The sequence below is a fragment of the Microbacterium sp. MM2322 genome, assembly GCF_964186585.1.
GTDB lineage: Bacteria > Actinomycetota > Actinomycetes > Actinomycetales > Microbacteriaceae > Microbacterium.
Genome location: NZ_OZ075067.1, coordinates 1,517,195 through 1,540,297, shown reverse-complemented (window position 1 = coordinate 1,540,297; position 23,103 = coordinate 1,517,195). Strand labels below are relative to the sequence as shown.

The 23,103-nt window shown below is 66.3% G+C and carries 23 protein-coding genes; 17 read left to right on the top strand and 6 right to left on the bottom strand.

The window, feature by feature from the left end; all coding sequences use genetic code 11:
- Position 1: 1 nt before the first annotated feature.
- Complete coding sequence (gene lnt / locus ABQ271_RS07505) at positions 2–1,555, top strand: apolipoprotein N-acyltransferase (protein WP_349310839.1); 1,554 nt, start codon at positions 2–4, stop codon at positions 1,553–1,555.
- Between the two features lie 3 nt (positions 1,556–1,558).
- Here lnt and ABQ271_RS07500 read toward each other — a convergent pair whose 3' ends face one another.
- Both ABQ271_RS07500 and ABQ271_RS07495 read right to left on the bottom strand, forming a co-directional pair.
- Entirely contained in the window at positions 1,559–1,930 is a 372-nt protein-coding gene (locus tag ABQ271_RS07500) for an RNA polymerase-binding protein RbpA (protein WP_349310838.1), read from the bottom strand.
- Between the two features lie 106 nt (positions 1,931–2,036).
- Positions 2,037–2,813 (bottom strand): glycerophosphodiester phosphodiesterase family protein, encoded by a 777-nt coding sequence (locus ABQ271_RS07495; RefSeq protein WP_349310837.1) that lies wholly within the window; start codon positions 2,811–2,813, stop codon positions 2,037–2,039.
- 165 nt (positions 2,814–2,978) lie between these two features.
- On the opposite strand from ABQ271_RS07495, the gene ABQ271_RS07490 reads away from it, so the two are divergent.
- Positions 2,979–3,740: an SDR family oxidoreductase gene (locus ABQ271_RS07490; RefSeq protein WP_349310836.1), complete on the top strand. Its 762-nt coding sequence runs from the start codon at positions 2,979–2,981 to the stop codon at positions 3,738–3,740.
- 15 nt (positions 3,741–3,755) lie between these two features.
- Here the strand turns inward: ABQ271_RS07490 and ABQ271_RS07485 are convergent, their stop codons facing one another.
- Positions 3,756–4,688 (bottom strand): AEC family transporter, encoded by a 933-nt coding sequence (locus ABQ271_RS07485; protein ID WP_349310835.1) that lies wholly within the window; start codon positions 4,686–4,688, stop codon positions 3,756–3,758.
- Between the two features lie 19 nt (positions 4,689–4,707).
- Between ABQ271_RS07485 and ABQ271_RS07480 the strand changes: the two genes are divergently transcribed.
- The 8 genes from ABQ271_RS07480 to ABQ271_RS07445 all read left to right on the top strand — a co-directional run bounded on the left by ABQ271_RS07480 (position 4,708) and on the right by ABQ271_RS07445 (position 11,714).
- The gene (locus tag ABQ271_RS07480) at positions 4,708–5,238 is read left to right on the top strand and encodes a DUF2975 domain-containing protein (RefSeq protein WP_349310834.1); all 531 of its coding nucleotides are present in this window, start codon (positions 4,708–4,710) and stop codon (positions 5,236–5,238) included.
- The gene (locus ABQ271_RS07475; RefSeq protein ID WP_020097260.1) at positions 5,238–5,459 is read left to right on the top strand and encodes a helix-turn-helix transcriptional regulator; all 222 of its coding nucleotides are present in this window, start codon (positions 5,238–5,240) and stop codon (positions 5,457–5,459) included. The genes ABQ271_RS07480 and ABQ271_RS07475 overlap by 1 nt, the downstream gene beginning before the upstream one ends.
- Positions 5,452–6,474 carry a hypothetical protein gene (locus ABQ271_RS07470; protein ID WP_349310833.1) on the top strand — a complete coding sequence of 341 codons (1,023 nt, stop codon included), beginning with the start codon at positions 5,452–5,454 and terminating at the stop codon, positions 6,472–6,474. Before ABQ271_RS07475 ends, ABQ271_RS07470 begins: the two co-directional genes overlap by 8 nt.
- 105 nt (positions 6,475–6,579) lie before the next feature.
- The gene (locus tag ABQ271_RS07465; RefSeq protein WP_349310832.1) at positions 6,580–7,467 is read left to right on the top strand and encodes an aminoglycoside phosphotransferase family protein; all 888 of its coding nucleotides are present in this window, start codon (positions 6,580–6,582) and stop codon (positions 7,465–7,467) included.
- A 278-nt stretch (positions 7,468–7,745) separates the two neighbouring features.
- Positions 7,746–8,648 carry a sugar ABC transporter permease gene (locus ABQ271_RS07460; protein ID WP_349310831.1) on the top strand — a complete coding sequence of 301 codons (903 nt, stop codon included), beginning with the start codon at positions 7,746–7,748 and terminating at the stop codon, positions 8,646–8,648.
- A 1-nt stretch (position 8,649) separates the two neighbouring features.
- Positions 8,650–9,546, top strand: a complete 897-nt coding sequence (locus ABQ271_RS07455; RefSeq protein WP_349310830.1) for a carbohydrate ABC transporter permease — start codon at positions 8,650–8,652, stop codon at positions 9,544–9,546.
- A 117-nt stretch (positions 9,547–9,663) separates the two neighbouring features.
- A complete protein-coding gene (locus tag ABQ271_RS07450; protein ID WP_349310829.1) occupies positions 9,664–11,043 on the top strand; it encodes an extracellular solute-binding protein in 1,380 nt (459 codons plus the stop codon).
- A 104-nt stretch (positions 11,044–11,147) separates the two neighbouring features.
- Positions 11,148–11,714 (top strand): 2'-5' RNA ligase family protein, encoded by a 567-nt coding sequence (locus tag ABQ271_RS07445; protein WP_349310828.1) that lies wholly within the window; start codon positions 11,148–11,150, stop codon positions 11,712–11,714.
- A gap of 64 nt (positions 11,715–11,778) precedes the next feature.
- Here the strand turns inward: ABQ271_RS07445 and ABQ271_RS07440 are convergent, their stop codons facing one another.
- Positions 11,779–12,639 carry a LacI family DNA-binding transcriptional regulator gene (locus ABQ271_RS07440; RefSeq protein WP_349310871.1) on the bottom strand — a complete coding sequence of 287 codons (861 nt, stop codon included), beginning with the start codon at positions 12,637–12,639 and terminating at the stop codon, positions 11,779–11,781.
- Between the two features lie 205 nt (positions 12,640–12,844).
- Positions 12,845–13,462, bottom strand: a complete 618-nt coding sequence (locus ABQ271_RS07435; RefSeq protein ID WP_349310827.1) for an HAD family phosphatase — start codon at positions 13,460–13,462, stop codon at positions 12,845–12,847.
- A gap of 185 nt (positions 13,463–13,647) precedes the next feature.
- Here ABQ271_RS07435 and ABQ271_RS07430 point away from each other — a divergent pair, with 185 nt between their 5' ends.
- Positions 13,648–14,760 (top strand): fatty acid--CoA ligase family protein, encoded by a 1,113-nt coding sequence (locus ABQ271_RS07430; RefSeq protein ID WP_349310826.1) that lies wholly within the window; start codon positions 13,648–13,650, stop codon positions 14,758–14,760.
- Positions 14,741–15,868, top strand: a complete 1,128-nt coding sequence (locus tag ABQ271_RS07425; RefSeq protein WP_349310825.1) for a thiolase family protein — start codon at positions 14,741–14,743, stop codon at positions 15,866–15,868. The genes ABQ271_RS07430 and ABQ271_RS07425 overlap by 20 nt, the downstream gene beginning before the upstream one ends.
- A 65-nt stretch (positions 15,869–15,933) precedes the next feature.
- On the opposite strand, the gene ABQ271_RS07420 is transcribed toward ABQ271_RS07425, so the two are convergent.
- Positions 15,934–17,163 carry an ROK family protein gene (locus tag ABQ271_RS07420; RefSeq protein WP_349310824.1) on the bottom strand — a complete coding sequence of 410 codons (1,230 nt, stop codon included), beginning with the start codon at positions 17,161–17,163 and terminating at the stop codon, positions 15,934–15,936.
- Positions 17,164–17,352: 189 nt separating this feature from the next.
- Here ABQ271_RS07420 and ABQ271_RS07415 point away from each other — a divergent pair, with 189 nt between their 5' ends.
- From ABQ271_RS07415 to ABQ271_RS07395, 5 genes are all read left to right on the top strand, one after another.
- Positions 17,353–18,597, top strand: a complete 1,245-nt coding sequence (locus ABQ271_RS07415) for an extracellular solute-binding protein (protein ID WP_349310823.1) — start codon at positions 17,353–17,355, stop codon at positions 18,595–18,597.
- A gap of 65 nt (positions 18,598–18,662) precedes the next feature.
- On the top strand, positions 18,663–19,601 hold the full coding sequence (locus ABQ271_RS07410) for a sugar ABC transporter permease (RefSeq protein ID WP_349310822.1): 939 nt from the start codon (positions 18,663–18,665) through the stop codon (positions 19,599–19,601).
- Complete coding sequence (locus ABQ271_RS07405) at positions 19,598–20,446, top strand: carbohydrate ABC transporter permease (RefSeq protein WP_349310821.1); 849 nt, start codon at positions 19,598–19,600, stop codon at positions 20,444–20,446. The genes ABQ271_RS07410 and ABQ271_RS07405 overlap by 4 nt, the downstream gene beginning before the upstream one ends.
- 31 nt (positions 20,447–20,477) lie before the next feature.
- Positions 20,478–21,761 (top strand): ROK family transcriptional regulator, encoded by a 1,284-nt coding sequence (locus ABQ271_RS07400; RefSeq protein WP_349310820.1) that lies wholly within the window; start codon positions 20,478–20,480, stop codon positions 21,759–21,761.
- Positions 21,762–21,780: 19 nt separating this feature from the next.
- Entirely contained in the window at positions 21,781–23,091 is a 1,311-nt protein-coding gene (locus ABQ271_RS07395; RefSeq protein WP_349310819.1) for a glycoside hydrolase family 27 protein, read from the top strand.
- Positions 23,092–23,103 lie beyond the last annotated feature (12 nt).

Below are 23,103 nucleotides of genomic sequence, written 5' to 3'. Positions count from 1 at the left end.
CGTGCCCGACCGCCCCCTTCTCCCGCTCTGGCTCGCGCTTCCCGTGGCGGTCGCCGGTGGGGCCGTGATGGATTTCGCTTACCCCGACATCGGCATCTGGCCGCTGGCGTTCGTGGGAGCAGCGCTCACGCTGCTGACCCTCATCGGGCGCTCCGCGTGGGGTGCCGTCGCGGTGGGCGCCGTGTTCGCGGCATCCTTCTACCTGCTGCACATCGCCTGGATCACCCGGTACCTCGGCCCCGTGCCCTGGTTCGCCCTCGCCGGGGTCGAGACCATCCTCAGCGCCGCCGGCGCCATCGCCATCACACTGTCGTACCGGTGGCTGCCGCGGCTCATGCCGGCCCCGTGGGCCCGCGTGACGCTGCTCCCCGCGCTGGTGGCTGCGGCGTGGACGGCGCGCGAGCAGTTCATGGGCTCGTGGCCGTACACGGGCTTCCCCTGGGCCCGCCTCGGCATGAGCCAGGCGGACAGCCCGCTCGCCGAGCTCGCGTCGTGGCTCGGCGTGAGCGGACTCACCTTCGTCATGGCCTTCGTGGTCGCGGCAGCGATCGAAGCCGTCCGGCTCCGCTTCTGGCGCCGCGTGAAGCTCGTGGTTCCCGCCGCGGCGGCCGCCGCGCTGCTCGTCCTGGTCCCGCAGTTCCCAACGACGGATGCCGGGACCATGCGCGTCGGCGCGGTGCAGGGCAATGGTCCTTCCGGCTACTTCGACACGCGTGAGCCGTACGACGTCTACCGTGCGCAACTCGCCGCTACGCAGCCCCTCATCGGCAAAGACCTCGACGTGCTCCTCTGGCCGGAGGGCGGTGTCGACGCGGACCCGCTCAACAATCCGTCGATCGCGAGCGCATTGGACGAGCTGTCCGAGAAAGTCGACGCTCCACTGATCATCAATGCCGCCACCGAGCGGGACGAGAAGGTCTACAACTCGTCGATGCTGTGGCAAGCCGGAGCGAAGAATCCCCTCGCCATCCACGACAAGACGCACCCGGTTCCGATGGGGGAGTACGTTCCGGACCGGTGGTTCTTCGAGGCGCTCGCCCCGGACCTGATCGGCCTCATCCAGCGGGAGTACACGCCCGGGACGAATCCGCCCTTCTTCGATGTGAACGGCGTCGGCGTCGGGCTGGCCATCTGCTTCGACGTGATCTACGACGACGTCATCTGGCAGGGCGCGAAGGACGGGGCGGAGGTGTACATGTTCCAGACGAACAACGCGGACTTCCGCGGGACGGACGAGAACCTGCAGCAGCTCGGATTCGCCCGGATGCGCGCGATCGAGACGGGTCGCTCCGTGGTCAACATCTCCACGGTCGGCACGAGCCAGGTCATTGGCCCGGACGGTTCGGTCATCGACGGCCTGGCGGCCGATACGTCTGGCGCGCTCCTGGTGGACGTCCCTCTGCGGGCAGGGCTGACCGGTGCGGTCGTCATGGGCCCCGCAGTGCAGTGGGTGCTCGGCTGGTCCGCCATTCCCGTGATCGTCCTGCTCGGTCTGCTCGTGCGCAGGCGCACGAAAGCGGCGCCGCCCACGGGGGACGGCGCCGCTGAAGTGTGAGTGTCAGGCGCTCAGCTTGCCGGAGTTCTCGCCGCGTCGGGACCGCAGGAGAGCCAGTCGCTCCTCGAGCAGCTCTTCGAGCTCGGGGATGGTGCGACGCTCCATGAGCATGTCCCAGTGGGTGCGAGCGGCCTTGTCGCCGGAGTGGTCGACGACGGCGATGGTGTCGCCGATGCGTCGGAGTGCCTCGGATCCGCAGGTGCGGCATTCCCAGGCCTCGGGCACCTCAGCGTCTGCCGCGAACGTGAGAACGGTCTCGCGCTCGCACTGCGTGCAGACGTAGGTGTGGTTGGTGCGCTCTACGAATACGACGCCTTCTTCGCTCTGTAGGCTCGAAGCGCCGAGGCGCATGCCGCGTAGGCTGCGATCTGCCATTGTGTGGTCCTCTCGTCGTCCTCAGGTATAACGAACCCACCTGTGCGGATCATCCGAGAAGACCTCAATCGATGTGCTATTCACAGCGGATCTTCAGGACCGGCGACTATAGAACCTGGTTCTTCACCGATGCGCCCTGGTCGGCTCTGTCGGTGACGATCCCGTCCACGCCCATGTCGATCAGGCGGCGCATGTCGCTCGGGTCGTTGACGGTCCACACATGAACTTCGACTCCTGCGTCGTGAGCGAGATCGAGCAGGCGGCGGGAGAGAACCCGTACGCCGCGGTGCCGCTCCGGGATCTGCAGAGCGTCGACGCCGTTCATGCTTCGCGCGGCGAGGCGGGGGAGGCGTGCAGTCAGCGCGCCGACCACTCGCGCAAGCGTCGCCGAGCCGGCGGATGTCGCCGGGTCGCCGCCACGCTCTCGAGCCGCTTCCAGCGCGACATCGCGTCGACGGTCGGAGAAGCTCGTGAGGAGCACACGGTGCGATTCGCGGGCGGTGAGCGCGCCGACGGGGCGTGCCGCGGCATCCGCTTTCACATCCAGGTTGAACCGAGCGTCGGGAAAGGCGCGAAGGACGTCGGAGAGGATCGCGAGTCCACCGCGCGTCGACATGATCGCGGTGAGCTCTCGGGTGCTGACCGCGGCAACCGGGCGCGGGTCACCCGTGACACGTCGAAGGTCGTCGTCATGGAACAGGACGACATCACCGTCCGCGGTGACGTGGCAGTCGGATTCGAGATACACCGTGCCGGCCGCGCGCCCGGCGGCGAGGGCGGCGACCGAGTTCTCCGCGACGTGCTCGGAGTCAGGAGGCACGAAGCCGCGGTGGGCGAGGATGCGCGGGGTCGCCTCGCCGAGGAACCACGGATGCGTCGTCACGAGAGGTGCTGGCTCAGGTCCAGGAACATTGTCGGCTCCTTCGGTGGGGCGTGTCCTCGCACGATATCAACCGGGTCCGACGCTCAGGCCGAACCGGCGCCATTGGTAGGCTCGACGATGCCCCGTCCGCCTCGGCATCCACCGAGCACCTCGCAGGAGAGCCCCATGTCGCAGCCCGTCCCCGCCGCATCCCTGACCGGTAAGACCGCCCTCGTCACCGGGTCATCGCGGGGAATCGGCGCTGACACTGCGCGCTACCTGGCGCAGGCGGGCGCGAACGTCGTCATCAACTTCCGGAACAAGGCTCCGCGCGCAGAGAAGCTCGCGACGGAACTCCGTGAACTCGGCGTCGAGGTGCTGACAGTCGGAGCGGACCTCACTGATCCGGCATCCGTCGCGGAGATGTTCGCCGCGGTGAAGGAGCGATTCGGGTCGCTCGACATCCTGGTGCTGAACGCCTCCGGCGGCATGGAGGGCGGCATGGCCGAGGACTACGCCCTCACCCTGAACCGCGATGCGCAGGTCAGCGCCCTCGATGCGGCGCTGCCGCTGATCCCCGCCGGTGGCCGTGTGGTCTTCGTGACCAGCCACCAGGCTCACTTCATCCACACCACGCCCACGATGCCCGAGTACGAGCCCGTTGCCCGTTCGAAGCGTGCCGGTGAGGACGCTCTCCGCGAGCGCATCCCCTCGCTCACTGAAAAGGGCGTCGAGTTCGTGGTCGTCTCGGGCGACATGATCGAGGGCACCATCACGGCGACCCTGCTCGAGCGCGCGAACCCCGGTGCGATCGCAGAGCGTCGAGAGAGTGCCGGGAAGCTTTACAACGTGTCGGAATTCGCGGCCGAGGTCGCGCGTGCGGCGGTCGAGCCGATTCCCGCGGACAACACCCGTCTGATCGGCGACACGAGCTCCTTCGGCGTCTGAGCTGTCTCCCTCGGCTCAGGTGCCGGGGCTGAGCAGGACGACGATCAGGAACAGCACGGGAACGCACCCGATCGTCGTAAGGAACACCGTGTCGCGGGCGATCGTCTGCCCGATCGTGTACCTCTGCGCATAGTTGAAGACGTTCTGCGCCGTCGGAAGCGCGGCGAGCACCGTGACGACGAGGACCTCGGCGGGGGAGAGGCCGAAGGCGAAACGCGACAGCAGCCAAGCCGCGAGGGGCATGACGAGCAGCTTGAGTCCGCTCGCGAGCAGTATGTCGCGACGCCGGCCCCGGGTCCCGAGGACCCGCTGTCCGTTGAGGGAGATTCCGTAGCTGATCAACAGCACCGGGACGGCCGCACCGGCGACCAGCTCGAGCGGGTCGATGACGATCGGAGGCAGGGGGATGCCGCTGGCCGAGACGATCGTGCCGAGGAGCGACCCGACGACGATCGGATTGGTGATCGTCCGGCGCAGGATCGGCCACGGGCGTCGGCGTCCATCCGTGGTGAGAGCCTCGAAGATCGCCATCACGATGGGCGTGAGGATCAGCAGCTGGAACAGGATCACCGGCGCCGGGTACGCCGCGCTGCCGAGCAGATAGAGCGATAGCGGGATGCCGATGTTGTTCGAGTTGACCTGCCCGGCCGAGAGGAGGCCGATCAGGACCTCGCCCGCCGGGCGCCGCCAGACGAACTTCGACACCGCCGCGAAGATCGTGAAGACCGCGAGGGCGGACAGCGCCGAAACCGGCAACAGAGCGGAGAACAGCGTCGCGACGTCGGCGCGGGCGAGCACGACGAAAAGCAGAAAGGGGCTGAGGACGAAGAAGGTCAGGCGTCCGAGGACCTGTCCGCCGGTGGGGCCGAGGAGGTCGATGCGACCGATGATCCACCCCAGCAGGATCGCGACGCCGATCACGGCGAATCCAGTCAGCACCTCGAGCATGCTCCGAGCCTACGGCGACGTGTCGCTTGCATCCGACCAGGGGAGTGGCTATCGTTTTTCGATAGATCAGTATCGAAAGGCAACAATGAGTCGCACGACGATCGTGGCCCTGCGCAGCGTTCTCGGCCTATCCTTGATCGGCTCGGCCGCTGTGCAGGCAGTCATCCTGCCAGCAATCTGGCGCGATCTGGCGAGCACCCCCTTCGGCTGGCGGGTGAGTGCTGTGACTGTCCTCGCGCTGTGGCTGGTCTGCCTGCAGGTCGTTGCGATCTGCATTTGGCGGCTCGTATCCATGGCTGCAGTGGATGCGGTCTTCTCTCCCGCCGCCTTCCGCTTCGTCGATGTCGTAATCGCGGCCATCGGCGTCGCAGCGCTGCTGACGGCGGTCTTGGCCACGCTTCTCGTGCCCGGGGGGATCGCCCCCGGTGTCGTCGGTCTCATCTACGCTGCGGCGTTGGCGACCGGGGGAGTGGCCTTGGTGGTCGTGGTGATGCGGTCACTGCTGCGGAAGGCGATCGAGATGCGTTCCGAGCTCGACGAGGTCGTCTGATGCCCATCGTCGTGGACATCGATGTCATGCTCGCGCGGCGGAAGATGGCCGTGGGTGACCTGGCCGCCCGCATCGGCATCACACCGGCGAACCTCGCGGTGCTGAAGAACGGCCGGGCGAAAGCCGTCCGGTTCACGACGCTCGACGCGCTCTGCGAGGCGCTCGACTGCCAACCGGGTGATTTGCTGCGCTGGGAGCCGGCCGAGGATACGGGTGGCTGACGCACGGCGCGTGGCCGTCGGCATCCGAGTCCTCACAGCGGTGGTGGCAGTTCTCATCGCCGCAGCGATGATCGCCGTAGCGGTGTCGACGAGCGAGGAAGGCGAGGGCACGACGGTTCTCGTAGGGACGCTGGATTCGCCGCAGATCGTGGCTGTGCTCATCCTGGTGGGCGTGATCGACCTCACTGTCCTCGTCTTCAGTCTGCGAGCGACGAGGGTCGCGGGCCGCGTTGGAGTGATCGTGGCGAGGGTCGCGGCAACCGGAGCGGTGCTCGTCGCGGGCGCAGGTGTGTTCCTGGCGACGTTCCCGACCACCATCGTGTCGCCGCTCATCGACGATGACGGATGCGACACCGGTTACCTCGTCCGCGAGGAGAACCACTGGCTGTCGAGCTCGAGCTCCCTGTACCGCATGGACGGTCTCGTTGCGACCGGCGTGGCGACGATCTCGAACGCGGATGGCGGGATGCCGTTCCACGAGGGCGCGTACGGCGCCTCGGAAGAGGACGGAACTCTGCGGGTGTCGGCTGCCTCCGCGGGCAGTGGTGTCGTCGAAACGGTGACCGTGCCTGAGCTGACGGGGCACGTGCCGGAGTGCGGGCTGAAGCGTCCGACGTATCAGGCGGATCGTCCGTCGCCGACGCCGACTGCGCCGGCACCCGTCAGTCTGGAACGCGCCGAGGCGGAACTGGAGCGCATGTACGCAGCGACACTCGCTGCGGTTCCCGGAGCCGTCGGCACGGACGGCCGCGCCGTGGCGTCGTCCGCGCCGACACGGACGACATGCGATCGTGGCACCGCGCAATCGGCGCTGACGTTCGCGTTCGCAACCGAGGACAACGCGGCGTCACTGGAGAAGATCCTCGCGACGTGGGATGCCGCCGGGTACGAGGTCGATCGTGCGATCCAGACGGACATCCGCTTCGATCCGATCACGACGGTCACCCTGCGCATCGCCGATCGTTCAACGATCGACGGAACGATCCACGGGGTGATCACCACGGGATGCCTCTGAGAAGGATCAAACAGCCGATAATGCACATTATGTCAAATCAAAGAGAGCGAGGCCGCTCCTCCATGGGACGCCACGTCTCGTCAGGTGGCAGGTACGGTGTGGGCCATGGGATCGGCCGTGGATCAGGATGTCGCACCACCTGACGTGCGCGTCGTCGCCGCTCGCTTCTGGCCCGAGTGGGACTGGTCTGCCGCCCGTGCGACGAATGGCGCATTTCACCAGGTCGCCGTGTTGCCCGACGGCCCTGTCGCTCGCGTCACGATCGGACGCGACGGCTCCCGGCGCGCCGCGAGAGAGCATCGAATCCTCCGGATCCTGTCGACGAGCGACTTTCCCCTCCGAATACCCGAGCCGCTCGCCACATCGGAGGAAGCGACCGCGGCGGGTGCCGTGTTGATGAGCCAGGTACCGGGACGACCTTCCCTAGACGTCGCCGATCGGTCGCAGTTCCGGATGAAGGTGTACGCCGAGACGCTCACGCTCTTCCGGCAGATTCCTGTGTCGTGTCTTACTGATCTGCCGCCGCCGCGATCGTGGTGCGGCGGGATGCTGTGGACAGAGATCGTTGCCGAGGAGCTCGTCCCCCGGCTTTCAGCCGACGCGGGGGCAGCCGCATCCGCCGCCATCGAGGACGTGCTGTCGAGCGAGACGGAGGAAGTCACCTTCTGCCATGGTGATTTCGGTCCGCACAACATGCTCTGGGCTGGTGACGATCTGAGCGGTCTCATCGACCTGGACCATGCGTGCCTCGGGGACCCGGCGACCGATATCGCTCCCCTCATCGGCTTCCACGGTGCGCGCGCAGCGTCTCAGCTCTGCTCCAGCGCGGTGCTGCAACGCGCGATGCTCCTTCGCGCCACGCTGCCGCTGCAGGTCGCGGCTTCAGCGGTCCTCGCGGGACTCGACGGCCTCCGCGACCATGCACTCCACAACTTCCGGCGACGCGTGGCTCATGGCACGCTGTTCGACCCGGAGGGCATGACGCCGGAGTAACCCGGAGCCCTCAGAGCGCGAGCGGCAGGCGCGTCGTCGAGAGTCCGACGTCGCGTTGATCGCAAGGAGAACTGCTCCCCCAGCCTTCCTCCTTACACGCCTCAAGGTAGCGGCGATGGTGCCCCATCAGGCTCGCTCCCCCGGTCCGATGAAGGGCATCTGTTCGAGGGTTCGCCCCTTTGGGGCTACTCCCCGGTTGATTGTCGTCAACCTGAGCCTCTGATAATTTTACCGCAGCTCGGGAACGTTCCCGTGATGATGCGGGCGAAGGAGACTCAATGACGTTGGAAGCGAAACCGCGGCTCCGAGGCAAGCTCTCGAAGGCAGGTTTGGGACCGTGGCTCTTGCTGCCCGCGGCCATCCTTCTGGCTCTTTTCGTCTATCGCCCGGTCTTTCGTGGTGTGCAACTGAGCTTTTTCGGCAGCGACATCGTCGGCAACCCGTCCCGGTTCGTGGGACTGGACAACTGGGTCGACTTTTTCGCCACAGGTTCCTTTCAGCGGACCTTGTGGACGTCCCTCCTGATCGCTGTGGTTGCAATGGTGCTTGCGGTGGGGGTCTCCCTGCTCTGCGTGCTCCTGCTCCGCCGTTGGATTCCAGGTCGCGGTCTCTTTCAGGTGATCTTTTCGCTCCCCTTCGCCTACTCAGCCGCATCCGCGTCAGCAATCTTCTATGGGCTTTTCGGACCATCAACCGGCGCGGTAAATCTGCTGCTGCAACGATTCGGGTTCGACACCGTTCCTTGGCTGCAGGAGCCGGGATGGGCCATCCTCTCCATCTCCGTCACGACCGCATGGTACGAGTCCGGGTTTGCTTTCCTTGTCCTGATCGCGGCCATACGGAACATCCCCGAAGAAGTCCTCGAGGCAGCGGAACTGGACGGCGCCTCTGGCGCGAGGCTGGCCTGGACCATGCTGATTCCGTTGATGCGCCCCAGCCTGTTCTTCCTTTTCGTCACGCAGACGATCGCGGGTCTGCAGACCTTCACGCAGGTCTATGTCCTCACCCGTGGCGGCCCCTCGGGTACCACCACGACGCTGGTGTACCAGCTCTACCAGCTGGCGTTCGGGCGCGGCGTCCCTGACTTCGGCCGCGCGTCTGTCATCGGGACGTTCCTCGTCCTCCTGATCGCGGCCGTGACAGCCATCCAATTCAAGATCGCAAATCGGAAGGATGCGTGACATGTCTGCACCCACCACTGGGACAGCGGTCCTCGGGATGCCGCAAAAGGAGAGCCGTGCGAATAGGCGCGGAAACTTTCACTCGCTCACCTGGCGCGACCTCCCCCGCTTCCTTGTCATCGTGCTGCTCTTCGTCGTCATGGGCTTTCCGCTCTACCTGAGTTTCGCCACCGGCTTTTTCCCGAACGGCACCCTCATCAGCAACGGACTCATGCCCCCACTCGACCGATTCACGGTGGACAATTTCGCCGCCGCACTGCGGTCAATCCCGCTCGGCAACCAGTATCTGGTGAGCCTCGTCGTCGTCGTTCTGCAAACTCTTGCGCAGCTCATTACTGCGTCGCTCGCGGCCTACGCGCTTGTGTTTCCGCGGTGGCGCGGGCGAGCTGTCGCCTTTGGATTCATCATCGCCACGCTGGCGGTGCCCGGCGAGAGTCTCGTCATCCCCAACTACGAATTCGTGACAGGACTGGGTCTGCGGGACACCATCTTCGGGATTGTGATTCCCTTTCTCGCCGTTGGATATCCGATCTTCCTCCTGCGACAAGCCTTCGCCTCGATCCCCCACGAGCTGTGGGAAGCAGCCCGCTTGGACGGCTGTGGCGACCTGCGCACCCTGTTCCTTGTCCTCATGCCTTCCGCCCGCAACCAGGTCACGACCTCCGTGATGTGGAGCGCGCTGGCCGCGTGGAACGGATTCTTCTGGCCCCTGCTGATCACCGACTCGCCCAACAACCGAACGGTGCAAGTCGGCCTGACCCAGTTGGTGACCTCCGAGGTGACGAGTCCCGCCGTCATCTTCGCCGGGACCGCTCTCGTCCTCGTGCCCACGGTCCTGCTGGTCATTTTCAGCCAGCGACTGCTCGTCACCGGCCTCGCCAGTGGGTCGGGCAAGTAGCGATCGCTTCTGGGCCCCGCCCCGCCGCGCTGCCCTCACCTTGAGACCTCGCGACGCCGTCGAGTGTGCATCGCGAAACCCGCATCGTCCAACGGTGCCATCGAAGAAGGAGACAACATGAAGAAACTCATCGCGAGCATCGCCGTCGGTGTCCTCGCCCTCAGCCTCGCGGCGTGCAGCCCGGAGGCGTCGGCGGGCAGCGGTTCAAAGGGCGCCCCCGGACCCGAGGCGCTCGAGGACGCCGACGGTGTCACCACCATCACCCTCTGGCACGGGTTCGGCAACGCGAACGGCGAGGCGCTCGACGCATCGATCTCGGCGTTCAATGCAGCCAACGCGGGCAAGATCCACGTCAACTCAAGCTTTCAGGGTTCATACACCGACCTGCTGGCGAAATACACGGCTGGACTCCGAGACGACTCCACCCCGACCGTGGTGATCTCCGGAGACACCACCTCGGGCTACCTTCGCGACGTGCAACGTAGCGTTTCCCCCGAGGCGATGGCTAAAGCAAACCCTGACGACCTCGACCTCAGCCAGATCCGGCCTGTGGGAGCGAACTACTACGGCGCCGATGGCGAGATGTTCGCCGTTCCTCTGGCCATTTCCACACCTGTGCTGTGGGTGAACACCGACCTGCTCACGCAGGCCGGGATCGACCCGAAGACAGATCTGAAGACGATCCAAGATGTGGCGGCAGCCGCCAAGAGGGTCAAGGCGAAGACCGGGGTGTCCGGTCTGGCGGGATCGTTCGATGGATGGTGGTTCGAGCAGATCACCGCTGCATCTGGAAATTCCTACTGCACACCGAAGAATGGCCGCAGCGGCGATGGCGCCACGTCACTTCCGTTGGATGCGCCTGCCCAGGTCGACGGACTCCGGTCACTGGTTGATGTCTACACCTCGGGCGCCGGTACCGACATCGGTGTCGACGGCAACGCTGCCGTGACAGCGTTCGCCGCAGGTCAGGTCGCCATGATGTTCAACAGTTCCGGAGCTGCAGGGGCGCTGGACACATCTGCGCCCTCGTTCGACTTCGAGGCCGTGCCGTATCCACTGTCAGAGGGCGCAGACCCCACCGAAGCGGGGCCGGTTATCGGCGGCGCAGCGATGTGGTTGAGCTCGACTGCAACCGATGCAGAGAAGGTAGCCGGATGGAAGCTCATCAGCTACCTCGCTTCGGCGGAAAACCAAGAGTCGTTCAGCGCGGCCACCGGCTACGTCCCGGTCAATAAGGGCGTGGACGACCTGCCCGCGCGCAGAAAATACCTTGCCAGCCACCCCGACGCTCAGACTTTCGTCGACCAGATCGACAACACCCCGAGTGTCACCGCCACCGCAGGTTGCCTCAGCGGCGCAATGACCTCGATCCGAGCTGCGGTCTCCGCTCAGATGGAGGCCGCCATCAACGGATCCGTCACCCTGGACGAAGCTCTCGCCAACGCACGCACCGAAGCGGACAAGGCCATCGAGCAATACCGGACTCAGCTCGGTTGACGACCCGTGACTTCACAGAAAGGACAGCACCCGTGACCCCGACTCGATATGGGATCTATCTGCGCCCCGACCCCGTCACCTGCTGGGTACAAGCGCAGACCAACATGACGCTGAAACAACAGTACGGACTCATCTCCGCCGCAGCGTTCCCCCCGCACGCGACGCTCGTCGGTTCTTTGAAGACGGATGCGAGCATCGCCGACATCGTCGATCGCGTCGAGCACGCGCTCATCGGCAAGACCTCGTTCACGGTTCACAACAAGGGTCTCGAAACGACCGGGGACGGATATGTCTTCAACGTTCACGAGAACGGGAACGGAGAACCGAATCAGCCGTTCATTGACACCGCGACAGCAATCAAAGCAGCGATTCTCCCCATCGCTCTGCCTACCGAGGACTTCCTCGTCACCCCCGTGGCCGAGGCCGAGTTCTGGGGCCACCTCTCGCTAGCGTCGCATGACCTGTCCGTTGACAGAACGCTGTATGACGAGGTCGGCGAATTCCTTGCCGAGCTCTTGGCAGGGCTCCCTACCCCCGCCCCCGAGATGTTCTCCGGTCGAACGGTCGTGCTGTACGGCACAGACAGTGACGACTGGGAAGGGCAGTGGTGGCGCACGCACCGGTACCAGCATCTCAAGACCTGGACCCTCCCCGACCCGGGCGCCGAGTAGCACGCAAGCTTATGGCCAGGATCTGCCCGTTGCGGTCAGATCCTGGCCATGAGTCTTTGAGACCTTAAATCACTTCGTCCGCAAGCAGTCGCACAGTTCGCCCCGTGACGAATTCTCCGTGCACCGTCCTGTGTTCAGGAGTCTTCTCGAGATCCTGATCGCTCTCAATCGCATCGACGAGGAGATTGATCGCATTCACCCCGATGTGATCGACCGGCTGCCGATACGTCGTGAATCCGAGGTGGGCGCTCGCAAGCTCGCCGATCCCGCCGTAGCCGGTTATCGACAAGTGCTCCGGGCACCGCACGTTGCGATCCTGTAGAGATCCGAGCACGTTCAACATGGATGCGTCTGTGGGACACATGACCGCTGTAATGCTCCTGTCCCCCAAGATCGGCTCGACAACATCAACCATCCGCCAGTCGTTTTCGATCTCGAAGACGACGGGGGTGCCGCCGCCGTCGCGTATCTGATCGATCATGGCTTGTCCGCTCAGATGCTGTGACATCGAGTACGCCCTGTCGACCAGCCCCACTGCAATGTGTCGGTGGCCCGCGCCGAGCAGGAACTCAGCCAGTCGTCGACCGCCGTGCGTCTCATCGCCGAATACGCTCGGGACGGATCCCAACTCCATGCGCCCCGCCACGACCATCGGCACACGCTCGGCGAATGGTTTGATCAATTCGGAGTCCAGCTGAGCTGACGCCAGGATGACACCATCAACTTGCAAAGACACAAGCGATCTGACTGCGCTGATGGCGTTGGCTACGTCGAGTTCTCCCGCGCTGGTCATGGCCACGAGGCGATATCCGCGGACTTCCGCCTGCGCCTGCAGCGCAGAGAGGAGGTGACTGTAGTACGGGCGGTTGATGTCGCGCAGCACGACTCCCACCGTTTTCGTCCGAGCACGGAGGCCGGCTGCCATCGCGTTGGCGACGTAACCCAGACGCGTAGCGGCGGCCTGGACTCGCTCACGGGTTGCATCGCTCACCTCCCCTTGACCGAGAAGGGCTCGTGATACAGCCGATTTGGATACACCGGCTTCGACGGCGATGTCTTTGATCGTGGGCGCCTTAGCCCTTCCGCCTCGGCGGGCATGACTCGAGGGCACCTGATCATTGTCCATTACGTCACAAGATACCGAGATCGAGCAGGACCTCGCGCGTGCGTTCCCCGGACGTCCACAGACGCGCGTCCCATCCCGACGCCGACGCACCCTCGACGTTCACTTGCCGATCATCGAAGAAGAGAATGCTGCGTGGCGCAACGCCGACGCGCTCAGTGACGATTTCGTAGACGCGAAGGTCCGGCTTGGCAACCTCAAGCTCGCACGAGAAGAACCAATGGTCGATGTACTGTCCCCAGCCACTCGCCCGCGCAGCTGCCGCCATCGGATGAGGGGCGTTGGACAGGATCGCAATCCGCGATCCTGCAGCCTTCACGTCAGCGAGAACGGACTCTGCATCGGCTCGAATCGTCGCCCAGGCCGATGCGTCGATCTCGGCCAGCTGCTTGCTGATCTCCGCTCGCGGCTGGGCTCCCACTCGAGTTGCCACGCCGGCCCAGTAGTCCTCGACGGACGAGCCGCGATCATGAGCATCGCGGTCCACCCAGTAGGCGTTCCGCACGAGCTCCTCGTCGACGGAGAGAACAACGGCGAGCCGCCCATATAGGTCTATCGGGGTGGCAAGAACCTCACCCAGGTCGAAAACGACAAGTCCATTCCATGACGGCCGGGAACGTTCCATGGGCCACAGGCTAGCAGTCGGAGGCGGACACATCGTGGTGCGAGCAGTCGGTCCGCGTTCCCACAGTCGGCCACGAGAACGCTACAGTGAACGTCGTCCTCTTGAACGGTGTTCAGGAGGGTGATGTTCACCAGCGAAACGCGGAGAAGCGATCCCGCGTCTGAGTCAGAAAGCCTCACGCCCCAGTGATCACGCCGATACGCGCCGACAGCCCGAAGATTCTCGAACAGCTGCGCGCCGTGCGCGCGGCCGGACAGGTACCGCTTGTCACCGATCCCCGCTGGGACTGGCTTCCCGACGGCGTTGCGGGTGACGCGTTCCTTTCCTCGGAGCTCCCCGCGGACGTCGCGTGGGCCACAACCACCTCAGGATCCAGCGGGAACCCTCGCGTCGTCATTCGAACGGCGAGCTCTTGGGCCGATTCGTTCGCTGCGGTTTCCGAGATGTTGAAAGCCGGGCACGACGATCACATCCTCCTTCCCGGCCCTCCCTCCTCGTCGTTGACCCTCTTCTCGCTTGCTCATGCCCTCGAAGACGGCCCCCGACCCCTCTTAGGTCTCGCAGCGATCGGCTCCCCGATGGCAGAGCGAGCGACGTGTATGCACGGAACACCGCACGCGCTGCGAGCAGTTTTGGATGCCGGCTTGCCAGCGAATCTGCGGGTCGCGCTCATCGGCGGGTCATCGCTGGATTTCGCCCTGAGGTCTCGCGCGGAAGCTGCCGGCGTGCGCGTCATCGAGTACTACGGTGCGGCGGAGCTTTCCTTTGTCGCCACCGACGAAGGCTCCGGTCTTCACGCATTTCCCGAGGTGAGGCTGGACGTCCGAGACGAGGAGCTGTGGGTGAGTTCTCCGTACATCGCTATCGGGTACCTGGGCGAACCGGGCCCGCTGCGGCTACGAGACGATTGGGCGACGGTGGGAGACAGGGCTCGCATCTCGGACGGGACGCTTCAGATTCGCGGACGCCGCGACGGCGCGATCCTGACTGCGTCTGCCACCGTGATACCCGAAGATGTCGAAACCACACTTCGAGCAGCGCCCGGTGTGCGCGACGCGTTCGTGTGCGGAATTCCTCACCCGTCTCTCGGAGCACTCCTGTCGGCCTACGTCGAGCTCGCCGGACCAGACCGGCCCGACCTACACGACCTGACGCGCCACCTTGCACCATCCCACCGCCCCCGCCGCTGGTTTGCCGGCCCGTTGCCGCGCACCGCCTCCGGCAAGATCGCGCGGGCTGAAGCGGAACGCCGAATGCTCGCCGGGGAGGTGCCCCGCTTTGACCCGAATCGACCGTGACCCCGTCATCATCGCCGCCCGCCGCTCGCACATCGGGACCCGAGGGCGCGCACTGGCAGGAGCCACCGCCGGAGAACTTGCTGCTCCGGTCGTACGGCAGACACTGCGCGATGCGCGACGCGTCGCAACAGCGGAGATCGAGATGGCGGATGTCCTCCTCGGCAACTGCATGGGCCCAGGGGGCAACCTCGGCCGCATCGCCGCCCTCGGCGCAGGCCTCGGATTCAGTGTCCCCGGGGGGACGGTGGATCGTCAGTGCGGGAGCGGCCTGGCGGCGATCGCGGATGCGGCCGCCGCTATCCGAGCTGGCGATGAACGCGCGCGCATCGCCGGTGGCGTCGAGAGCGCGTCCACGGCCCCTACCCGCAGCACTGACGGCAGACCCTACGCGCGGGCGCCGTTCGCGCCCAGGGGTTTCGCGGATCCCGACATGGTCCAGGCGGCGGAGGACCTCGCGATCCACCGCGGCATCTCACGTCGTCGTCAAGATGCTCACGCCGCCCGAAGTCACGCGCGTGCGCGAGCACTCCGCGCCTCCGGCGGCTTCGACAGTGAGATCGTCTCGGTCCTCGGGTCCGTGGAGGACGATGCCATCGGAGTGGCCGACACAGTGCGTGAGCGCCTACCGCCGGTGTTCCCAGGCGGAACGGTCACCGCGGGCAACACCGCCCGCATCAGCGACGGTGCGGCAACAGTTCTCCTCGTTCCCCCAGGACAGGGCCCAGGGCTGGCAGTGCGCGCTACCGCCATAGTCGGTTGCGACCCCGCCATCCCGGGTGTCGGCGCCGCGGCTGCGGTACAGGAGGTGTTGTCAGCCAGAGGGCTGGAAACGAAGGATGTCGATGCTTTCGAGATCGTCGAGGCCTTCGCGGTGCAGAGCCTGGCAGTTCTTGACCTGCTGCACATCGGCGAAGACGATTCACGTGTGTGCGCCGGCGGCGGAGCTCTTGCCTACGGTCATCCGTGGGGCGCGAGCGGGGCCGTCGCCGTTGTTCGCCTGTTCAGCCGTCTCGTCCGGGGCGGAGCGCCGTCAAGTACTTACGGGGTGGCCGCGGCATCCGTCGGTGGCGGTCTCGGGGTCGCAGCGCTCTTCCACGTGGTGCGATGAGTATTCCCCTGTCTTCGGGCCCAGCCGAGCGGAGGTGCTGGGCGACCTCTCGTTCGAGGCGGCCCTCAGAGCGCGAGCGGCAGGCGCGTCGTCGAGAGCCCGACGTCGCCGAGGAACCGCTCGAACGCGAGCGTTGCCATACCGATCGCGACCGAACTGCCCCGCACAGTCGACACCCCCAGGTCGATAGGCGTCGTGGCACCGATGGGAGCGCGCCGCTGCAGCTCCCGCTTCGTCGGCTCCACGAGATCGTCGCCGAGCGCCCACGCCGTCCAGCCCGTCAGCATCAGCACTTCGGGATCGATGATCGACGCAAGGTCGCCCAGCGCGGCCCCCAGATAGTGTGCGGTGCGCGTGAGGACTTCGTCGGCGACGACGTCTCCCCCTGTTCGCCGGTGCGCACGGGCGAGACCTTCGATGAACTCGCGCTGCGGAGCATCGGCCAGTTCGTGGTCCGGTGCGAGTTGCCGCAGGGTCAACTGGATGCCGGGGGCTCCGACGTAGGCCTCGACGCATCCCTGGCGGCCACACCGGCACGCACGGCCGTCGAGCACGAGGACGGCATGCCCCCACTCCCCTGCGCTGTGCGTCGCGCCGCGGAGGATCTTGCCCTCCAGCACGATGCCCGCGCCGACGCCTGTCCCGAGGTTCGCGATCACCATCGACGATGCGGTGCGCCCGCGGCCGAACCACAGCTCGGCCGTCGCGATCGCCTTGAGCGGGTTCTCGACCACCAGGGGCAGTCCGATGCGCTGACGCAGTTGACGAAGGACCTCGACGTTGCGCGCTGCCCAGCGGGGGGCGACGGCATCCGCTGATTCTTCGGCGCTGATCAGGCCGGGAAGTGCGATGCCGGCGCCCAGGACTCGCTCGCGGTCGATCGCCGTCTCGCGCAGTGCGGTCTCGACAGCGCGCACGATGCTCTCGGTCACACTGCTCGCCGACGGCAGCGATTCGTCCATGGGAACCTCGACCGAACCGACCTCTTCGAGGCTCGCGTCGAAGACGATCGCCCGGACGTAGGTCTCGGCGACATCGATGCCGAGGATCCGCCCGCGCTCCCCGTTCACGCGGAGCATCGTCGTCGGCCGCCCGGCGCCGAGAGTCGAGCTGCCGGCATCCACCACGAGGCCCTCGCCTCGGAGTTCTTGCACGATCGTGGCGACGGTCGCGACGCTCAATCCGGTGGTCTGCGCCAGCTGGTTGCGCGTCGACGTTCCGGCGGACAGCAGGCCATGAAGAACGTCCAGACGCGACTCGCTCCGGATGTCGCGCGACGACCTCTTTCCGACCACAGTGCCCTCTCCCCTGCGTCCGCCTCGTCACGCGCGATCGCATGCCTGAAATCCTGCCAGACAGAACACGGTTTGATATCGGGGGTAGACCACTCCTTCTTTTAACCGTTAGATTAAGGGCGATCGGTGCGACGGCGGACCGATCAGACACCCGTATCGCCGTCACCATCCCGCAGAGAGGCGAGAAGGATGACATCACCCAAGCGACGCAAGCTCGCAGTCACAGCAGCACTCCTCAGCGCATCGGCGCTGTTGATCTCCGGATGCTCGAGCGGCGCGGGCGGGGGTGCAGACGGCCCGATCACGCAGTTCTACCACCAGTACGGCGAAGCCGGTGTCCAGGATGCGGTCAACCGTTGGGCCGATGAGCAGAAGGACCCGAAGATCGACCTGCAGTGGGTCGAGGGCGACTATGCCCAGCGCGTCAATGCACTGCTGGCCTCGGGCCGCGGTGTCGACCTGTTCGAGTACAACGCGATCAACGTCGAGGCAGCCCGACAGGGGCAGTACGCAGATCTCACGGACATCGTCGAGCCGGTGAAAGACGACATCCTCCCGATCGCCCTCAAGCCGGTCACGATCGACGGCAAGTACTACGGCATCCCGATGATCACCGATGCCCAGCTCTTCGTCTACCGGCCCTCCATGTTCAAGGAGGCCGGCATCGAGGTCCCCCAGACGTGGGACGAGCTCGTCGAGGCGGCCAAGAAGCTCACGAACGCCGACCACAAGGGCCTGTTCCTCGGCAACGACGGTGGCGCGGGCATCCTCGCCGCCAATCTGCCGCCGGCAGCTCCCGGCGGCATCATCAACGACGAGAACACCAAGGTCTCGCTCGACTCGCCCCAGCTCGCCGATGCCCTGACCTCGGCGCACGACCTCTACGACTCGGGCTCGCTCCTGATGGGTGCACCGACGGACTGGTGGGACCCGACGTCCTTCATCGCCGGTGATGTCGCGATCAGCTGGCAGGGTCTGTGGGCGATCCCCGCCCTCAAGAAGGCGCTCGGCGACGACGTCGGCGCGTTCGCGGTTCCGGCGCTCGAGGGTGGACAGCCCATCGTGGGCGTCTCGCAGTGGAACGAGATGGTGGCCGGCAAGTCGGGCAAGATCGAGAAGGCGAAGGAGATCGCCAAGAAGCAGTGGATCGACGACACAGACTGGCAGATCGAGTTCAGCACCAAGTACGGATTCCACATCCCGCCGCTGAAGTCCGCGCGCGAGCAGGCCAAGAGCCTCGGTGACGGCATCGCGAAGGACATCGTCGACCTCACCACCGAGTACGGCTGGACCGGCGGCCCGTACTACACGCCGGCGATGAGTACCGCGCTCACCGACGCGGTCAACCGCATCGTCGTCGAAGGCGCGGACGCCAAGTCCGAGCTGGCGGCGGCTCAGTCCACGATGCAGGGCATGCTGGACGCACTCCAGTGACTCAGCTCAACACACCGGTGGCTCGGGTCTCAGACCCGGGCCACCGGCCCACTCCCCCGCCGTCCGTGCCGCGACGCAAGCGTCCGATCCGGGGCACTCGGACTGCCTTCTGGCTCTTCGTCAGCCCGTTCTTCATCGGCCTGCTGATCTTCAGCATCATCGCGCTGTTCTGGGGCTTCTACCTCAGCTTCACCCGCGCCGTCGCGACCATCACGCCGACCGACTTCGTCGGATTCGACAACTACGTCTCGCTGCTGACCGACCCGAGCTTCTTGTCGTCGCTCCTGTCGTTCACCGTGTTCGCGGTCCTCGTGGTGCCGACCACCCTCGTGGTTTCGCTGGCCCTGGCGATGCTCGTGGCGAATCTCCCCGTCGCCCGCGCCTTCTTCCGGTCGGTCTTCTTCCTGCCGACGGCATTCTCGTACGTCATCGCGTCCTTGATCTGGAAGCTCGGCATCTTCAGTGGGTCGACCTCCTCCGTCGCCAACTCGGTGCTCTCCTCCCTCGGGCTGCCGACGGTGGATGCCTGGCTGACGCAGTCGCCGTACTACTGGGTGGTCATCGTGAGCGTCCGCCTGTGGCTGCAGGTCGGGTTCTACATGCTGCTGTTCATCGCCGGCCTCCAGCGGATCCCCGAGACCCTGTACGAAGCGGCTGCGATCGACGGATTGTCACGAGGACCCCGCCGATTCTTCGCGATCACCTGGCCCCAGCTCCGTCCCACGACGGCGGCCGTGATGCTCCTCCTGCTGGTGGCCGCCTTCCAGGCGTTCGACGAGTTCTACAACCTCGTGCGAACGATTCCCTCGGTCCGCCCGCCACTGCTGTACATCTACAACCTCTCGTTCCAGCAACTCGACTACGGCAAGGGCTCCGCAGGTGCGTTCGTCGTCACGGCGATCGTCGTGCTCGTCGCCCTGCTGCAATCGCGCTTCTTCGGATTCGGTGCCGCTGACGAGACGAAGGTGCCGCGTCGCGGTGCCCGGAAGGGACGTGCCTCATGAGTGTCGTCGGAAACCCCGTCCGCAAGCGCGTCGAACTGACGTTCCGATACGCGGTGCTCGTGGTGCTCGCGCTCCTCTTCCTCCTGCCGCTGTACGTGATGGTCAAGACGGCGGTCTCGCAGCCGGAGGACGTCACCTCGAAGACCTTCGTGTGGTGGCCGTCCAACCCCAACTGGGGCAAGTTCGCGGAGATCTTCGCCGATGAGCGCTTCGGACAGTCGCTCGTCACCTCGGCGATCATGGCCGTGTCGATGACCGTCGGCCAGATCATCATCGGCGCCCTCGCCGGCTACGGGCTCGCCCGCATCCCGAACCGCGCGTCGAAGCCGCTCCTCGGCTTGACTGTGACGATGCTGCTCATCCCGAGCGCGACCACGTTCCTGCCGAACTACCTCATCGTGTCGTGGCTGGGCTGGACCGAAAGCCTGCAGGGCATCGTCATCCCGACGCTCTTCACGGCGTTCAACGTGTTCCTCTTCCGGCAGTTCTTCATCTCTTTCCCCAAGGAGCTGGAAGAAGCCGGCAAGCTCGATGGACTCGGGTACATCGGCACCTTCGTGCGCGTCGTCCTCCCCAACTCGCTCGCCTTCGCGGCAGCGTTGACGGTGCTCGGGTTTCTCGGTGCGTGGAATGCGTTCCTCTGGCCCCTCGTCGTGGCCGGCACGGGGTTCGGTGCTCTGACGGTCCAGGTGTACCTGTCGTCGTTCATCACGGCGCAGACCTTCGACTACACCGGGCTGTTCGCCGCTGGCTTCCTCGCTTCGATCCCGGTCCTGCTCGTCTTCATCCTGCTGCAGCGCTGGCTGCTGCGCGGTGTGGCGGAGACAGGTCTCGGGGGGTCCTGAGCCTCGTTCGGCTCGACGACCGACGACTCTCATGAATCGCACACGATCTTCGAGTGAGATCCGCGACGCCTCGCGCCGTGAGATCGTCCGCGCCCTCGTGGTCGGCGGCACCGCCACGCGCACCGAGTTGGCGCAGGCGACCGGGCTGAGCGCGGCGACCGTGTCGAACCTCGTCGCGGAATTGCGGGAGGCAGGACTGATCACGGATGCCGGGACCGACAACGCCGGCTCCGGGCGGCCGACGACGGTGCTCCGCATCGATGGCCGGGGCGGCTCCTTCCTCGGAATCGACGTCGCCGAGACCTACATCCGCGCTGTCGTCTTCGACGCGGCCATCACCGAGATCGGGGCGGCCAACGTCGACGTCGACGAGGAATGGCAGTCCATCGACCGCATCGCCGAGGCGCTGCTCAGCGCCGTCGCACAGGCGATCGAACGCGGCGGGCGCCCCGCGAGCGACCTGCTCGGTGCGGGGCTCGGCCTCCCCGGACTCGTCTCGACCGATCTGAGGGGGGCCGCTTCGACGCCGGAGTGGGCTGCGCACATCCGCGAACTCGAGGATCGGGTGCGTCCGCTCCTTCCCGACCCCCTCGTCACGGCGAACCCGCTGCAGGCCGTCGGGCACTCCGAGATCTGGTTCGGTGCCGCGCGCGGACGTTCGACGGCGGTCGTCGTGAACCTCGGAACGGGCGTGGGCGCCGGCATCATCGTCGAGGGACGCGTGCTGCGAGGCGCGACCCGCAGTGCGGGCGAGTGGGGCCACACCGTCCTCGAGCTCGACGGGCGGGCCTGTCGCTGTGGCCGTCAGGGGTGCGTCGAGGCGTACGTCGGGGTGCCCGGCATCCGTCATACCCTCGGGGACGTGGATCCCGAACACGCCCTGTTGCAGCTGCACCAGCGGGAGTTCGTGCAGGGCCTCCGCGACGCCGTCGGGGACCCCGCCGTGGCGGAAACACTCGCCCGGACGGCGCGGTACCTCGGTATCGCGCTCTCCGACATCGTCGCCGTGCTGAATCCCGAGGTGCTGACTCTGACGGGCTGGACGGCATGGGCACTCGGCGATGCCCTGCTGCCGGCGGCGCGAGCGGCCCTCGCGGAGCGCGCTCCGGAGCTGACCGCCGCGCGCCTCGATCTCGGGGTGTCACCGGTCCGCGTGAACAGCGTCGCAACGGGGATGGCCGTGCTCGCGTTCGAGAACCACCTCGACTCCCGGGCTCTCGCTCGACGGAACAGACCCCGCACCGATCCGATTCCTGCGCTGCCGGTCGCTGCACCGGCGGCATCCACTTCCGCCCCTCAGCCCATCGCGGGCTGACGACCACGACAGGAGCCCCATGGTTCTCGCACGCCCGCAGACCCCGCCGATGGGCTGGAACAGCTGGGACTGTTTCGGCACCACGGTGACCGAAGCCGAGGTCCTCGCCAACGCGCGTTTCATGGCGGAGCATCTGCGGGACGCCGGCTGGGACACGATCGTCGTCGACGCGGACTGGGCCGATCCCGACGCCCGCGCGCACGGATACAACGACGACGCGCGGTTGCATCTTGACGAGCATGGGCGGCTCCTCCCCGACCCGGTGCGTTTCCCGTCGGCGGCGGGCGGCGCAGGCTTTCGCCCCCTGGCCGATCAGATCCACGCACTCGGGTTGAAGTTCGGTCTGCATGTCATGCGCGGCATCCCCCGTCGCGCCCTTGCGGAGGGGATGCTGCTGCTCGGCACGTCGACGCCGCTCGCCGACCTGGCCGATCCTGCGAACGACTGCGAGTGGAACCCGCACTTCGTCGGTATCGATCACGCGCACCCGGATGCCGGGGCGTACTACCGGTCGACGGTCGAGCTCTATGACTCATGGGGCGTCGACCTCATCAAGGCCGACGACATGCTTTGGCCGTATCAGGAGCGCGACATCACGGCCTACAGCGACGCCGTCGCCGCAGTGAGCCGCGAGATCGTCCTCAGCCTCTCCCCCGGTCGTGATCTGTCGGCTGCCCACCTCGATCACCTCGCGGACCATTCGAGCATGTGGCGGATCTGCGACGACGTCTGGGACCGGTGGGAGGATGTGGCCGACAACCTGGGCCGGATGGCGCGATGGGCACCGTATGCGCGGGCGGGGGCGTGGCCGGATGCCGACATGCTGCCGCTCGGTCACATCGGAATCCGTGGCGAACGGGGCGAACCGCGCGATGACCTGCTCACACCCGACGAGCGACGGAGCCTTCTCACGCTGTGGACGATCGCCCGGTCACCGCTCATGTTCGGTGGTGACCTGCCCTCGACGAACCCTGACACGATCGCGCTCCTGCAGAACCCGGCACTCGCCAACCTGCTGACGCGCGCCGAAAGGAGCGGCGAGATCCGCCGCGAGTCCGGCCTGGTGCTGTGGCGCGCCGTCGGAGACGGCACCACCTGGGTCGCTGCGGTCAACACCACTGACGCGCCACTCACGACGACACTCGACGCCCGCGATCTCGGCCTGGGAGCCGCGCCGGGGTACGTCGTCGACGTCTGGACGGGTGAGCCGGTGGAGATCCGCGCGGGACGCACGGGCTCCGCAACCGTCCGCGGGGTCGCACCCGACTCCGGCGCGATCGATCTCGCTCTCGCCGCGCACGCGTGTGCGTTCTGGCGGTACGACGGCTGAGCCGGGAGCCGG

What these genes read in the sequence shown, in the direction of transcription:
- ABQ271_RS07500 (WP_349310838.1), bottom strand. Translation starts at nt 1,930, where the DNA reads ATGGCAGATCGCAGCCTACGCGGCATGCGCCTCGGCGCTTCGAGCCTA.
- ABQ271_RS07415 (WP_349310823.1), top strand. Translation starts at nt 17,353, where the DNA reads ATGACATCACCCAAGCGACGCAAGCTCGCAGTCACAGCAGCACTCCTC.
- ABQ271_RS07460 (WP_349310831.1), top strand. Translation starts at nt 7,746, where the DNA reads ATGACGTTGGAAGCGAAACCGCGGCTCCGAGGCAAGCTCTCGAAGGCA.
- ABQ271_RS07400 (WP_349310820.1), top strand. Translation starts at nt 20,478, where the DNA reads ATGAATCGCACACGATCTTCGAGTGAGATCCGCGACGCCTCGCGCCGT.
- ABQ271_RS07455 (WP_349310830.1), top strand. Translation starts at nt 8,650, where the DNA reads ATGTCTGCACCCACCACTGGGACAGCGGTCCTCGGGATGCCGCAAAAG.
- ABQ271_RS07490 (WP_349310836.1), top strand. Translation starts at nt 2,979, where the DNA reads ATGTCGCAGCCCGTCCCCGCCGCATCCCTGACCGGTAAGACCGCCCTC.
- ABQ271_RS07475 (WP_020097260.1), top strand. Translation starts at nt 5,238, where the DNA reads ATGCCCATCGTCGTGGACATCGATGTCATGCTCGCGCGGCGGAAGATG.
- ABQ271_RS07450 (WP_349310829.1), top strand. Translation starts at nt 9,664, where the DNA reads ATGAAGAAACTCATCGCGAGCATCGCCGTCGGTGTCCTCGCCCTCAGC.
- ABQ271_RS07440 (WP_349310871.1), bottom strand. Translation starts at nt 12,639, where the DNA reads ATGGCAGCCGGCCTCCGTGCTCGGACGAAAACGGTGGGAGTCGTGCTG.
- ABQ271_RS07445 (WP_349310828.1), top strand. Translation starts at nt 11,148, where the DNA reads ATGACGCTGAAACAACAGTACGGACTCATCTCCGCCGCAGCGTTCCCC.
- ABQ271_RS07435 (WP_349310827.1), bottom strand. Translation starts at nt 13,462, where the DNA reads ATGGAACGTTCCCGGCCGTCATGGAATGGACTTGTCGTTTTCGACCTG.
- ABQ271_RS07395 (WP_349310819.1), top strand. Translation starts at nt 21,781, where the DNA reads ATGGTTCTCGCACGCCCGCAGACCCCGCCGATGGGCTGGAACAGCTGG.
- ABQ271_RS07485 (WP_349310835.1), bottom strand. Translation starts at nt 4,688, where the DNA reads ATGCTCGAGGTGCTGACTGGATTCGCCGTGATCGGCGTCGCGATCCTG.
- ABQ271_RS07465 (WP_349310832.1), top strand. Translation starts at nt 6,580, where the DNA reads ATGGGATCGGCCGTGGATCAGGATGTCGCACCACCTGACGTGCGCGTC.
- ABQ271_RS07405 (WP_349310821.1), top strand. Translation starts at nt 19,598, where the DNA reads ATGAGTGTCGTCGGAAACCCCGTCCGCAAGCGCGTCGAACTGACGTTC.